Source organism: Pseudoxanthomonas mexicana (assembly GCF_014397415.1).
Classification (GTDB): Bacteria; Pseudomonadota; Gammaproteobacteria; order Xanthomonadales; family Xanthomonadaceae; genus Pseudoxanthomonas_A; species Pseudoxanthomonas_A mexicana.
In genome coordinates, this window is sequence record NZ_CP060731.1 from 221,952 (window position 1) to 235,644 (window position 13,693).

Below are 13,693 nucleotides of genomic sequence, written 5' to 3' on the forward strand. Positions count from 1 at the left end.
ACTGACGTCGCTCCTACAGAAGGCACTTCATTTCCTACAACCACCCGCGCTGCCGCGCCAGCCGGTAGGCTTCGATGCGGTTGCCCACGCCGAGCTTGCCGATGGCTTCGGACAGGTAGTTGCGCACGGTGCCCTGCGAGAGGTTGAGCTGCCGGGCGATGTCGCCGGCGGACTGGCCCTCGCCGGCCAGCCGCAGCACCTGGCGCTCGCGGTCGTTGAGTGGATCGGCGTCGGACCAGGCTTCCAGTGCGAGTTGCGGATCGATGGCGCGACCGCCGCGGTGCACCTTGCGCAGCGCCTCGGCCAGATCCTCGGCCGGCGCGTCCTTCAGCAGGTAGCCGGACACGCCGGCCTCCAGCGCGCGGCGCAGGAACCCGCTGCGCGCGAACGTAGTGACGATGACCACCTTGCACGGCAGCTCGTGCCGCTGGATGCGCTGCGCGAGTTCCAGGCCGCTCAGGCCGGGCATCTCGATATCGGTGACCAACAGGTCGGGCTTGAGCCGCTGCAGTTCGCGCCAGGCGGTCTCGCCATCGGCCGCACTGCCGATCACCTCGATGTCGTTTTCCATGCCCAGCAGCGCGGTGAGCGCGCCACGCACCATGGCCTGGTCTTCGGCAAGCAGGACGCGGATCATCGGGATGTCGTGGCAGAAAGATTGAACGTCACGCTAGTAAATCACACTCGTGAAGTGGACTGCCCATTGCAGGAGTGGTGCAGGCAAGTCTGCACCGGTAAGTCGCGACCGTACGGGTGGCGCAGCCCTGGAAACTAGCGAGGCAGCCCGCATCCGCGCACGTGTGTCGAGATGAGGATGCGTCCGGCCATGCGGTCGCGACTTACGTCGCTCCTACAGGGGCTTTCTCTGGTGCCGTCACGACATCGGACCCCGACGGCAACGGCAGCATGATCTCCACGCAGGTGCCCTGCCGCAGGGTGGAATCGATGCGCAGGCGGCCACCGCGCGATTCGACGCGCTCGCGCATGCCGCCCAGGCCGTTGCCGGGCACGGCCGCGCTGCCGACGCCGTTGTCGCGGATGCGCAGGGCGACGTGGCCGGGCGTGGACGACAAGGCGACCTCGGCGAGCGTGGCGCGCGCATGGCGCTGGATGTTGGTCACCGCCTCGCGCAGACTCAGGGCGAGCACGGTTTCCAGATCGGCGGGCAGCGCGACTTCCTGCGCGTCGTAGCGCAGGGTGACGCCATCCGATTCCAGCAGCAGGCGCGCGGAGGCGAGTTCGGCCGCCAGTCCGGCCGCGCGGATGCCGGTCACCGCACGCCGCACCTGCGCCAGCGCATCGCGGGCCACACGGCTGACTTCGTTGATCTCGTTGCGGGCGGCCTGCGGATCGCGGTCGATCAGGCGCCCGGCCAGGTCGGACTTCAGCGCCACCAGCGACAGCGTGTGGCCGAGCAGGTCGTGCAGGTCCCGGCCGATGCGTTCGCGTTCGGCCAGCGCGGCCAGCCGGCGCACTTCCTCGTGCGAGAGCTTCAGCTCGGCGCGCTTGCGCACGGTCTCCGACTGGAAGTAGTTGCCGGTGAATACGGCCACCGAGATGATCGCGGTCAGCACCGACACGAACACCGGGAACCCCAGCCACATCGACAGGCCGTGATAGGCCCCCAGCAGCGCCGCCAGCACCGCCAACCGCACCCACAGGGCGCCCGGCAGCAGCGCCACGAACGCCGCCGCGTAGATGATGTAGGTGTTGGAGAAAGCGTTGTACGCCATCAGCCCGCAGCCGAGCGCGGCGATGCCCAGCGTGCACAGCACCCGCGTCATCGCGCTGCCGCGGTAGGCCAGGAAATACATCGGCAGGAACGCTGCGATCGAGGCCAGCGTGGGCCACAGGCGCCACTGCAGGTTGCTGCCCCAGTCGCTCCCGGACGGCACCAGCACCGGCATGAACAGGAACACCAGGTAGCCCAGCAGGAAGAGGGGCATCCAGCCCAAACCCAGCGCCTCCGGCACCAGGGCGTCGCGCAGGCGGGTCAGCCGGCGCAGCAGCGGAGAGGAAGACAGGTTCATCGGGGGCTCCTTGCTCGGCGGTCCGGTCACTGCACCAGGCGGCGGCGCGCCAGCACGAAGAACACCGCGGTGATGGCGGCCAGCACGGCCAGGTGCAGCCCCAGCGGACGCCCGGCGCCGACACCGACGGCCTGCTGCGCGACCTGCGCCAGATGATACGCCGGCCATGCCGGCGCCAACGTCTGCAGGAGCTTCGGCAGCATCGTCAGCGGCACCCACAGCCCCGACAGGAACGCCATCGGCAGGTAGACCAGGTTGATCAGCGCCGGCGCGCCGCGGCCGCCGACCAGCGTGCCCAGCCACAAGCCCAGCGCGCTGAAGGGCAACACGCCGACCAGGCACGTCGCCGCCCAGGCGGCCCACTGTGCGGCCGACAGCTGCACGTGCGCCACGCCGGCCGCGAGCGCGGCGAGCAGCAGCAGGATGATCGCGGCGAACAGCAGTGCCATCGCCATCTTCGCGACCAGGTACGCACCCGGCGGCATCGGCTGCGCGCGCTTGAGCGTCAGCAGGCCCTGTTCGCGATCCAGCGCGACCGTCACGCCGAAGCCGAACAGCGCCACGCCGATCACGCCGAACACGCCATAGCCCGCCAGCAGGTACTGCGCCGCGACCGGTCCGCCCTTGCCGCCCAGCAGTACCCCGAACAGCAGGTAGAACACCGGCGGGAACAGCAGGCATGGCAGCGAGAACGAAGGCGTGCGCAGCAGGCGTAGGAATTCGTAGCGCGCTTCCAGCAGGTAGGCCCGCGTGGACGAAAACGGAACGGTGGCGACGGTATCCATCAGGCGGCTTCCTTCTGCGTATCGCGGGTGAGGGCGAGGAAGGCATCCGCCAGGCCGGCGCGCTGCACTTCCAGTTCGGTGAGTGCGGGATCCTCATCCAGCAGGCGGCGGACCACCGGCTCGGCCACCTCGACGACGATGTCGAGGCGCTCGCCCTCGCGTTGTGCGCGCTGCACGCCCGGCCAGCCCTGCACTTGCGCGGCCGGCAAGGTGGTGCTGCAGCGGATGCGCCGCTGCGCCACGTGCGCGCGGATCTGCGCCACCGTGCCTTCGGCGACGACGCGCCCGTGGTTGACCACGACGACGCGGTCGGCCAGCGCTTCGGCTTCTTCCAGGTAATGCGTGGTCAACAGCACCGCGCAGCCCTGCGCACCCAGTTCGCGGATCGCCTTCCACAGCGTCTGCCGCGCATCGATGTCCAGGCCGGTGGTGGGTTCGTCGAGGAACAGCAACTCGGGCCGTCCGCAGAGGGCCAGCGCGAACTGCACGCGCCGCTGCTGTCCGCCGGACAGCTGGCCGTAGCGGCGGTCCATCAGCCCGTCCAGCCCGGCCAACGCCATGCAGTCGGCGACGCTGCGCGGGCGCGGGTAGTAGCTGCGGGTCAGGTCGATCAGCTCGCGCACCTTCAGCGTGTCCGGCACGGCCGCCGTCTGCAGCATCACCCCGACGCGGCGGCGCGCGGCCAGGTCCTGCGGCGGCAGGCCGAACAGGTCCGCCTGCCCCGCCTGCGGACGCTGCAGGCCCAGCAGCAGGCCGATCGCGGTGGTCTTGCCGGCGCCGTTGGGGCCAAGCAGGGCGAGCACCTGGCCGGCAGGCAGCGCCAGATCCAGGCCATCGAGCGCCAGCACACGGCCATACTGGTGGCGCACGCCCTGCAACCGGGCCAGTGCGGGGGAAGGGAGGGTCGCCATGTCCATGCCAGGGCCTTGTCGGAAGATGGACACAGCCTGCGCCGTCGCCCCGCCTGTGATCAGTGGCGCCCCTCAGGCGAATCAGGTGACAGGTGTCACTGGGATGCGCGCGCCGGAGCCTCGATGATGCCCACCATCCCGGCCCCGCTGCCGTCCCGGACCGGCCGGTTCCTGCATGAAGTGACTTCCGGCAACTAGGCTTCCGTTACCCTTGCTGGTCACACTTCCCCGCATTCACCGTCTGGATACGCATGAACACGTCTGCCGACCTGCTGAAGGAACTCCGCATCGACCGCAAGGCACCGCCGCCGGAGCCCACGTCGCGCCGCGGCCTGTGGATCACGCTGGGCGTGATCGTCGTGCTGCTGGCGCTGGCGGCGGCCGGCTGGGCGTTGTTCGGGCGCGAGAAGCCGATCGAAGTGCGCACCGCGCCGACGGTGGCGATGGGCAACGGCGGCGCGGCCGCCTCGGTGCTGGACGCCTCCGGCTACGTGGTCGCGCGGCGCATGGCCACGGTGTCGGCCAAGATCACCGGCAAGGTGCGCGAGGTGCTGATCGAGGAAGGCATGAAGGTCGACGCCGGCCAGGTGATGGCCACGCTCGACCCGGTGGATGCCGACGCCAGCCGTGCGCTGTCGCAGGCGCAGGTCGAGGCCGCGCGCTCGCAGGTGGCGAACGTACAGGCGCAGCTGACCGAGGCCGAGGCGAATGCGCGACGCCTGTCCTCGCTGGTGCAGCAGCAATTGGTCGCCCGCTCGCAGTACGACCAGGCGGTCGCCGCGCGCGACGCCCTGCGCGCGCAGCTGCAGGCCGCACAGCGCAACGTCACCGTGGCCAGCCGCAGCCTGGCCATCTCCGACAATGGCGTGGACAACACCATCGTCCGCGCGCCCTTCGCCGGGGTGGTGATCGCCAAGGCCGCGCAGCCGGGCGAGATCGTCTCGCCGCTGGCCACCGGCGGTTTCACCCGCACCGGCATCGGCACCATCGTCGACATGGACTCGCTGGAAGTGGAAGTGGAGGTCAACGAGTCCTTCATCGGCCGCGTGCAGCCGAAGATGCCGATCCAGGCCACGCTGAACGCCTATCCCGACTGGCAGATCCCCGGCGAGGTGATCGCCATCATCCCCACCGCCGACCGCAGCAAGGCCACGGTGAAGGTGCGCGTGGCGCTGGCGGTGAAGGATCCGCGCATCGTGCCGGACATGGGCGTGCGGGTGAGCTTCCTGGAAGCGGCCAGGCCGCAGCAGGCCGCGCAGCCCAAGGGCGTGCGCGCGCCGGGCGCCGCCGTGGTCGAGCGCGATGGCGCGCAGGTGGCCTTCGTCGTGGGCGACGAGGACACCGTGCAGCAGCGCGCGCTGAAGGTCGCCGGCAAGCTGGGCGACGACGTGCACGTCACCGAGGGACTGGACGCGGGCGAGACCGTCGTCCTGGACCCGCCCGCCGAACTGAAGGACGGTGCCAAGGTCGTGCTGGCCGAAGACACCGAGTAAGCCTGCAAGGCGCCGCGTGAGGATGTCCTCGCGGCGGCGAACCACCGAAATACCGGGCGCCGTTCCACCGGCGCCTGTCGATCCCGGGCGACGCCCTCCGTCGTCCCACGGGCGCCCCGTGTCCTTCGAGGACGGGATCCGCCCTGTTTGAACCGCAGCATCGCCGTTCGCCTTTCCGTCTCCTACAAGGATCCTGCCGATGTCTTCCCTGGTTTCCATCCGCAACGTCACCAAGACCTACCAGCGCGGCCCCGAGAAGGTGCAGGTGCTGCATGGCATCGACCTGGACATTCCGCACGGCGATTTCGTCGCGCTGATGGGGCCGTCCGGTTCGGGCAAGACCACCCTGCTGAACCTGATCGGCGGCCTGGACACCCCCACCGGCGGCGAGATCGAGATCGAGGGCCAGCGCATCGACCGCATGAACGACGGCCAGCTGGCGCACTGGCGCAGCTCGAATGTCGGCTTCGTGTTCCAGTTCTACAACCTGATGCCTACGCTGACGGCGCAGCGCAACGTCGAGCTGCCGCTGCTGCTCACCAAGCTGGGCGCGGCGCAGCGCAAGCGCAATGCGGAGATCGCGCTGCAGCTGGTGGGCCTGGCCGACCGCAAGTCGCACCGTCCCAACGAACTGTCCGGCGGCCAGCAGCAGCGCGTGGCGATCGCCCGCGCCATCGTCTCCGACCCGACCTTCCTGATCTGCGACGAGCCCACCGGCGACCTGGACCGCCATTCGGCCGAGGACATCCTCAACCTGCTGAAGATGCTCAACCGCGAGCACGGCAAGACCATCATCATGGTCACGCACGACCCGAAGGCGGCCGAGTACGCCACCCACACCATCCACCTGGACAAGGGCGAACTGGTCGACGCCCCGGCCGCCGCGCACTGACCCGGAGGCGGACATGAAATATTTCTCGTTGATCTGGTCGGCGCTGTTCCGCAGCAAGACGCGGACGCTGCTGACGCTGCTGTCGGTGGTCGCGGCATTCCTGCTGTTCGGCCTGCTGGACTCGGTGCGCGTGGCGTTCAACTCCGGCGGCAGCGTCGCCGGCGCGGACCGCCTGGTGGTGGCCTCGCGCCTGTCGATCACGCAGATGCTGCCGTACAGCCTGCTGACGCGCATCGAATCCACGCCCGGCGTGAAGAAGGCCACGTACGCGGCCTGGTTCGGCGGCATCTACAAGGACCCGAAGAACTTCTTCCCCAACTTCTCCGTCGGCCCTGGCTACCTGGACATGTACCCGGAATACATCGTCGATCCCGCGCAGGTGAAGGCGTGGGAGGCCGACCGCACCGGCGCCATCGTCGGCGAAAACCTGGCCAAGCGCTTCGGCTGGAAGATCGGCGACACCATCCCGCTGCAGGCGACGATCTTCCCGCAGAAGGACGGCAGCAATGCCTGGCCGCTGACGCTGCGCGGCACGTTCAGGCTGGCCGATTCCAAGCGCAAGGGCGAGGAGAACCAGTTGATCTTCCACTGGAAGTACTTCGATGAAGCCAACCAGTACGTCAACGGCCAGGTCGGCTGGTACATGGTGAAGCTGGACAACGTGAACCACGCCACCCGCGTGGCGAAGGCCATCGACGCGATCTCGGAGAATTCGGCGCACGAGACCAAGACCCAGACCGAGCAGGCGTTCAACCAGTCCTTCGCCAAGCAGTTCGCCGACATCGGCCTGATCGTCACCGCGATCATGGCGGCGGTGTTCTTCACCCTGCTGCTGCTGACCGGCAACACCATGGCGCAGGCGGTGCGCGAGCGCATCCCGGAACTGGCGGTACTGAAGACGCTGGGCTTCACCAACGGCACCGTGCTGGTGCTGGTGCTGGTGGAATCGGTGCTGCTGATCGTGCTGGGCGGCGTGCTGGGCATGGGCCTGGCGTCGGTGATGATTCCGGTGGTCAGCGGCGCCAGCAACGGCATGATCGCCCTGCCCAGCATTCCCGCACAGACCTGGGCGCTGGGGCTGTCGCTGATGGTCGCCATCGGCCTGATCGTCGGCGCGCTGCCGGCGACACGGGCGATGCGCCTGAAGATCGTCGACGCCCTGGCCGGCCGCTGAGAGGAGACAGACATGAAGAAGCAATGGTTGGGCAATCTCATCTCCGTGGTGCTGCTGGTCGTGGGCCTGGTGGCCTGGATCATGTCGCCGTGGTTCGTCGTCGCCGGCCTGGCGGTGCTGCTGGCGCTGTGGCTGTTCCTCACCCGCAGCGGCCGGCTGTCGCTGGAAGCGGCCAGGATCGGCATCGCCAGCCTGCCGCAGCGCTGGGGCGCCTCGTCGGTGATCGTGGTCGGCATCGCCGGCGTGGTCGGCGTGCTGGTGGCGATGCTGGCGATGGGCGAAGGCTTTTCGGCCACGCTCAAGCAGACCGGCAGCGACGACACCGCCATCGTGCTGCGTGGCGGTTCGCAGGCGGAGACCAATTCGGTCATCACCCGCGACCAGGTGCCGCTGATCTCGACGCTGGCCGGCATCGCCAAGGACAAGGACGGCCGCGCCCTGCTCTCGCCGGAACTGTCGCAGATCGTCAACCTGCCGACCGCCGGCAGTGGCGAAGACGCCAATGCGCAGTTCCGCGGCGTCAGCGAGGCCGCGTGGGCGATCCGTCCGCACATCAAGCTGATCGAAGGCCGCAAGTTCAACATCGGCGTGCGCGAGATCGTCGTCGGCCAGGGCGCCAAGGGCCAGTACCGCGGGCTGGAGATCGGCAAGACGCTGCGCCTGGGCAACCAGGACTGGACGGTGGTCGGCGTGTTCGCCGCCGGCGACGCGCACGATTCGGAACTGTGGACCGACATCGATACGCTGTCGTCGGCCTACGACCGCCGCGCGTACCAGTCGGTCACCGTGCGCACGGCCGGCAAGCCGGGCTTCGAGCAGTTCAAGAAGGCGATGGAGAACGACCCGCGCCTGAAGCTGGACGTGCTGACCACGCGCGACTACTACACCAAGCAGAGCACCGGCCTGACCACGCTGATCAGGGTGCTGGGCACGGTGATCGGCACCATCATGGCGATCGGCGCGGTGTTCGGCGCGCTCAACACCATGTACGCCGCGGTCGCCGGCCGTGCGCGCGAGATCGCCACCATGCGTGCGATCGGCTTCCGCGGCCTGCCGGTGGTGATGGCGGTGATGCTGGAGACGATGCTGCTGGCCCTGCTGGGCGGCCTGCTGGGCGGCCTGATCGCCTGGGTGGTGTTCAACGGCTACAGCGTGGCCACGCTGGGCAGCAACTTCAGCCAGGTGGTGTTCCAGTTCAAGGTCACGCCCGGACTGTTGTGGAGCGGATTGAAGTGGGCCCTGGGCATCGGCCTGGTGGGCGGGCTGTTCCCGGCCCTGCGTGCGGCGCGCCTGCCGATCACCCAGGCCCTGCGCGCGATCTGACGGACGTTGAGGAAGTGCCGGCGCATGCCGGCACTTCTTCACGTCGGCGCGTCGAGCCACCCTCGCGACACCGCCTCGGCGACATCCTCCGGCGTGTCGATGTCGACACCGAGAACCGGCGCATCGCAGGCGATGACGCCGGCCCCGTCGGCATTCAGCACCTCGCGCAGGCCGCGATCTCCCTGTAAGTCCCGTGCGGCGCGCAACACCGTCGGCGCCACGACAGCAGGCACCCCCACGCGGTCGCCGAAACGCGTGGCGGCAGAGCCTGATGGCGCCGCACGCGCTGCTGCCAGCAGCACCTGCACGTGCACGAGATCCAGCGCCGGCTGGTCGCAGGTCAGCAGCAGCGTCGCGCGATCGTGCGCAGCGAGCGCATCCACGGCGACCCGCACGCTTCCGGCCAAGCCCTCGTTCCATCGCGGGTTGACCAGGCACTCGACCGGCAGGTCGCGCACCGCAGCCACGACGTCGTCCGCCTGCGCACCGACGATCACCCGCACGCGTGCGGCACCCGACGCCAGCGCCAGCCGCGCGGCACGGTGCACCAGCGTCTCGCCGTCGCGCGTCAGCAATTGCTTCGGTCGGCCCAGGCGCGTGCTGCCCCCCGCCGCCAGCACCACCGCGACATGCGGCACGGTCATGGCGTTTCGCCGTGCCGCCAGGCCTGCAACTGGGCGGCGATGCTCAACGCGATGGCCTCGGGGCCTTGCCCGCCCAGTCTGAGCCCCACGGGCGAGCGCAGGCGCGGCACCAGCAGCGCATGCGTCGAGTCGGGTAGTACGCGCAACAGGTCTTCGCGGCGACGCACCGGCCCCAGCAGGCCGATGAACGGGATGCGGGTATGCGCCAGCGCCTCCAGGGCCTCGCGGTCGTGTTCGAAGTGGTGGTGCATGACCAGCGCGGCATCGGGCGCGGGCTGCAGTGCGCGCAGCGCGTCGTCCGGCGCCTGCATCAGCCACGCGTCGGCGATGTCGGTATCGGGAATCCAGTGCGCGCGGCGCTCCACCACGCTGACGTGCCATCCGAGCGGACGCAGCGCCTGCAGCAGCGACGGGGTTTCCGGTCCCGCACCGAAGATCGCCACACGCGCGGGAGGTGGCACGCTGACATCGCCGGCCAGACTGACCGTCGGCGCCTCGGCATGGCGCGCCAGCGTCCAGTGCAGGCTCACCTCGCCCACCCGCACGTGCACGTCGCCATCGGCCGACAAGGTCAACGTCAGCGCGCCGTGGCCCGCCCACCACGCCTGCACGGCCGTTGCCCAGCCGGGCATGCGATCCAGCGGCAGCAGCACCAGCCGCAGACGGCCGCGACACCCGACAGCGGAGCCGGCGAACAGGTCCTCATCGTCACGGGTGTCGATCTCCATCGCACCCGCGGCACCCACGGCGGCGGCATGCCGCGCACGCCTGGCGATCTCCGGCTCCAGGCAGCCGCCGCTCAGCCAACCCACCTGCGTCTGGTCCGGACCGAACAGCGCCATGGCCCCCGCACGGACATACGTCGAACCTTCGGTGGCCATGACGACGGCCAGTGCACGGCCATCGGTGTCCTCACCGGCGTGGGCGGACGCGAGCAGCACATGAGCGGTTGCGGTCATGGCACCACGATGGCGCAAGCCGCGGGGCGAAGGCAACGCCCGGCGCGCCGGTCGGGGCATCGGGCAAGCATCCCGCAGGATCGTGCAAACATCGACCCATGCCTTCACTGGCATGCAACGTGGGCGCGGAGTATCGTCGCCCGGTCCCACGCCGACGCCAGGAGACGCCATGAAGTTGAACGTCAACGGGGCCGAGCGCGAAGTCGACGCGCCGGACGACATGCCGCTGCTCTGGGTCCTGCGCGACCTGATGGGCCTGACCGGCACCAAGTTCGGCTGCGGCATCGCGCAGTGCGGCGCATGCACGGTGCATGTCGACGGCGCCCCCTTGCGCGCCTGCGTCACGCCCGCGTCGGCCGTCGCCGGCAGGAAGATCACCACCATCGAAGGCCTGTCGGCCGACGGCTCGCATCCGGTGCAGAAAGCCTGGGCGGAACTGGACGTCGTCCAGTGCGGCTACTGCCAGTCCGGCCAGATCATGTCGGCCGCCGCCCTGCTCGCCAAGGTGCCGTCGCCCACTGATACCGACATCGACCAGGCGCTGTCCGGCAACCTGTGCCGCTGCGGCACGTACCAGCGCATCCGCGCCGCGGTGCATCGCGCGGCCGACATCGGCAAGGCGTGATCCGGTGCGGCGACGCGGGTCGCCGCCTTCCCCATCGTTCGACGGAGGCTGTTCCGTGAACCTCGAAACTTCTTCCCCGCGCCGCGACTTCCTGCGCGCCACCGCACTGGCTGGTGGCGGCCTGGTGATCGGCTTCCTCGTGCCCGGCGCGCGCCGCTTCGCCATGGCCCAGGAGGCCACGGCGGCAGCGCCCACGGCCTTCGTGCCGAACGCGTTCCTCAGCATCGCGGCGGACGACACCATCACCGTGCAGCTCGCGCATGCCGAGATGGGCCAGGGCATCTGGACCACGCTGCCGATGCTGATCGCCGAAGAACTGGATGCCGACTGGTCGAAGATCCGCGTCGAACACGGCGCGGCGGACAAGGCCTACACCAGTCCGGTATTCGGCATGCAGGGTACCGGCGGTTCGACCACCACCTGGTCCGAGTTCGACCGCTACCGGCAGGCCGGTGCGACCGCGCGGACCATGCTGCTGCAGGCGGCGGCCGCGCGACTGAAGATTCCCGCCGATCAACTGCGCACCGAGAACGGCGCGGTGGTGTCCGGCACCACGCGCCTGCGCTACGGCGAACTCGCCAACGACGCCGGCCAGCAGACCCCACCAGCACTCGATACGCTGAGGCTGCGCGACCCGAAGGACTGGAAGCTGATCGGCAAGCCGACCAGGCGCCTGGATACGCCGGAGAAGATCACCGGCAAGGCCAGGTTCGGCATGGACGTGCAGTTCGAAGGCCTGCTCACCGCGGTCGTGCTGCGTTCGCCGGTGTTCGGCGGTACGGTCAAATCCTTCGACGCCACCAAGGCGCGCGCGGTGGCCGGCGTGCGCAACGTGGTGCAGGTGCCCAGCGGCGTGGCGGTGATCGCCGACCACTACTGGGCCGCCAAGCTCGGGCGCGACGCGCTGCAGGTGGTGTGGGAGGCGGGCGACGGCGCCCAACTGGACAGCACCGCACTGCGGCAGCAGTTCTCGCAGCTGGCGACCGAAGAAGGACCGACCGCGGTGCGTGCCGGTGACGTGATGGCCGCCCTCGGCAAGGCCGCGAAGACCGTAGAAGCCGAGTACGCCGTGCCCTACCTCGCCCACGCGGCGATGGAGCCGCTGAACTGCACGGTGAAGATCGGCGACGGCGAGTGCGACATCTGGTGCGGCACGCAGTTCCCCACCCTGGACCAGAACAGCGCCGCGCGCATCCTCGGCATTCCGCCGGAGAAGATCCGCATCCACACGCCGTTCCTCGGCGGCGGTTTCGGCCGTCGCGCCACGCCGACGTCGGACGTCGTCTCCGAGGCAGTCGAGGTCGCAAAAGCCGCCAAGGCGCCGGTCAAGACGGTATGGACGCGCGAGGACGACACCCGCGGCGGGTACTACCGCTCGGCGTTCGTCGAGAAGATCAAGGTCGGCCTGGGCGAGGACGGTCTGCCGATGGCCTGGCACCAGGTGATGGTGGGCCAGTCGATCATGGCCGGCACCTTCATGGAAGCGATGATGGTCAAGGACGGCATCGACGCCACCTCGACCGAAGGCGTCGCCAATTCGCCGTACGTGCTGGGCACGCCGGCGCACCGCGTGGACCTGCATTCGCCGAAGACCGGCATCCCCGTGTTGTGGTGGCGCTCGGTGGGCCACAGCGTCAACGGCTTCGTGATGGAAGGCGTCGTCGACGAACTGGCGCACGCCGCGGGCCAGGACCCGGTGGAGTACCGGCGCACACTGCTGAAGGATCACCCCCGCCACCTCGCGGCGCTGAACCTGGCCGCTGAGAAGTTCGGCTGGGGTACGCCGCCCGCGCAGGGCCGCGGCCACGGCATCGCCGTGCACGAATCGTTCGGCAGCTACGTGGCGCAGGCCGCCGAAGTGTCGATCGAGGAGGGAAGGATCCGCGTGCACCGCGTGGTGTGCGCCATCGATTGCGGCGTGGCCGTCAATCCGGCGGGCGTACAGGCGCAGATGGAGTCCGGCATCGTGTTCGGCCTGAGTGCCGCGCTGCATTCGACGCTCACGCTCCGCGAGGGCCAGGTGCAGGAATCCAATTTCCACGACTACCCGGTGTTGCGGATGAACGAGATGCCCCAGGTGGAGGTGCACATCGTGCCCAGCACCGAGCGCATGGGCGGCGTGGGCGAACCCGGCACGCCGCCGATCGCGCCCGCGGTGGCCAACGCGGTGTTCGCCCTGACCGGCCAGCGCCTGCGCGAACTGCCGCTGCGTCTGCCGACGTCCACCTCTTCGATGCCGACCGCCTGAGGCCCGCCATGCGCATCCTGATGATGTCCCTGACCGTGCTCCTGCTGGTGGCGTGCAAGCCGCGCATCAGCGAGGAACAGAAAGCCCAGGCGCTGACCGCGTTCGCCACGGTGGAGCAGGTGTTCCAGCATCCGCGCTGCAGCAACTGCCACATTCCGGGCGACGCGCCGCTGCAGTTCGATGCGCAGACGCCGCATGCGATGAACGTGGTGCGTGGCCCGGACGGCAAGGGCGCGCCCGGCCTGCCCTGTTCCACCTGCCATGGCGAACAGAATTCGCCGGCCAGCTACGGCCCGCACGCACCGCCGGGCGCACCGCACTGGCAGCTGCCGCCGCCCGACCAGAAGATGGCGTGGATCGGCCTGCCCGCGGACCAGCTGTGCGCGATGATCCAGGACAAGGACCGCAACGGCGGCCGCGACTTCGATGCGCTGCTCAAGCATGTCGCCGAAGACAAGCTGGTGCTGTGGGGCTGGAACCCCGGTGGCGAACGCGCACCGGTGCCGGTACCGCACGACCGGTTCGTCGCGGCGTTCAAGACGTGGGCGGAGGCGGGCGGCCCCTGCCCCTCGCCTGGCGCCAACGCGACGGGCGGCGCCGCGCGCTGAG

13 protein-coding genes are annotated in these 13,693 nt (G+C 69.7%); 7 read left to right on the forward strand and 6 right to left on the reverse strand.

The features are described from left to right. Positions 1-34: 34 nt before the first annotated feature. The 4 genes from IAE60_RS01120 to IAE60_RS01135 form a co-directional block, all read right to left on the reverse strand. Positions 35-637, reverse strand: coding sequence for a response regulator transcription factor (locus IAE60_RS01120; protein ID WP_187573544.1), 603 nt, complete (start codon positions 635-637; stop codon positions 35-37). Positions 638-839: 202 nt separating this feature from the next. Next, complete coding sequence (locus IAE60_RS01125; protein ID WP_187573545.1) at positions 840-2,030, reverse strand: sensor histidine kinase; 1,191 nt, start codon at positions 2,028-2,030, stop codon at positions 840-842. A 26-nt stretch (positions 2,031-2,056) separates the two neighbouring features. Next, positions 2,057-2,815 carry an ABC transporter permease gene (locus IAE60_RS01130; protein WP_187573546.1) on the reverse strand — a complete coding sequence of 253 codons (759 nt, stop codon included), beginning with the start codon at positions 2,813-2,815 and terminating at the stop codon, positions 2,057-2,059. Further along, a complete protein-coding gene (locus IAE60_RS01135) occupies positions 2,815-3,726 on the reverse strand; it encodes an ABC transporter ATP-binding protein (protein WP_187573547.1) in 912 nt (303 codons plus the stop codon). Before IAE60_RS01135 ends, IAE60_RS01130 begins: the two co-directional genes overlap by 1 nt. 251 nt (positions 3,727-3,977) lie before the next feature. On the opposite strand from IAE60_RS01135, the gene IAE60_RS01140 reads away from it, so the two are divergent. The 4 genes from IAE60_RS01140 to IAE60_RS01155 all read left to right on the forward strand — a co-directional run bounded on the left by IAE60_RS01140 (position 3,978) and on the right by IAE60_RS01155 (position 8,608). Further along, a complete protein-coding gene (locus IAE60_RS01140) occupies positions 3,978-5,219 on the forward strand; it encodes an efflux RND transporter periplasmic adaptor subunit (protein ID WP_187573548.1) in 1,242 nt (413 codons plus the stop codon). A gap of 199 nt (positions 5,220-5,418) precedes the next feature. Continuing rightward, entirely contained in the window at positions 5,419-6,111 is a 693-nt protein-coding gene (locus IAE60_RS01145) for an ABC transporter ATP-binding protein (RefSeq protein ID WP_187573549.1), read from the forward strand. A 13-nt stretch (positions 6,112-6,124) separates the two neighbouring features. After that, entirely contained in the window at positions 6,125-7,285 is a 1,161-nt protein-coding gene (locus IAE60_RS01150) for an ABC transporter permease (protein WP_187573550.1), read from the forward strand. 12 nt (positions 7,286-7,297) lie between these two features. Continuing rightward, the gene (locus IAE60_RS01155) at positions 7,298-8,608 is read left to right on the forward strand and encodes an ABC transporter permease (protein WP_187573551.1); all 1,311 of its coding nucleotides are present in this window, start codon (positions 7,298-7,300) and stop codon (positions 8,606-8,608) included. 38 nt (positions 8,609-8,646) lie between these two features. Here the strand turns inward: IAE60_RS01155 and IAE60_RS01160 are convergent, their stop codons facing one another. Continuing rightward, positions 8,647-9,252 (reverse strand): nucleotidyltransferase family protein, encoded by a 606-nt coding sequence (locus tag IAE60_RS01160; RefSeq protein ID WP_187573552.1) that lies wholly within the window; start codon positions 9,250-9,252, stop codon positions 8,647-8,649. Further along, positions 9,249-10,211 carry an XdhC family protein gene (locus IAE60_RS01165; protein WP_244966622.1) on the reverse strand — a complete coding sequence of 321 codons (963 nt, stop codon included), beginning with the start codon at positions 10,209-10,211 and terminating at the stop codon, positions 9,249-9,251. Before IAE60_RS01165 ends, IAE60_RS01160 begins: the two co-directional genes overlap by 4 nt. A gap of 169 nt (positions 10,212-10,380) precedes the next feature. Between IAE60_RS01165 and IAE60_RS01170 the strand changes: the two genes are divergently transcribed. Genes IAE60_RS01170 through IAE60_RS01180 form a run of 3 tightly spaced genes read left to right on the forward strand, consistent with a single transcriptional unit; the run spans position 10,381 to position 13,692 of the window. Beyond that, positions 10,381-10,836, forward strand: coding sequence for a (2Fe-2S)-binding protein (locus IAE60_RS01170; RefSeq protein ID WP_162111125.1), 456 nt, complete (start codon positions 10,381-10,383; stop codon positions 10,834-10,836). A 55-nt stretch (positions 10,837-10,891) separates the two neighbouring features. After that, complete coding sequence (locus IAE60_RS01175) at positions 10,892-13,084, forward strand: xanthine dehydrogenase family protein molybdopterin-binding subunit (RefSeq protein WP_244966623.1); 2,193 nt, start codon at positions 10,892-10,894, stop codon at positions 13,082-13,084. An 8-nt stretch (positions 13,085-13,092) separates the two neighbouring features. After that, positions 13,093-13,692 (forward strand): hypothetical protein, encoded by a 600-nt coding sequence (locus IAE60_RS01180; protein WP_187573553.1) that lies wholly within the window; start codon positions 13,093-13,095, stop codon positions 13,690-13,692. The last annotated feature ends 1 nt before the right edge of the window (position 13,693 follow it).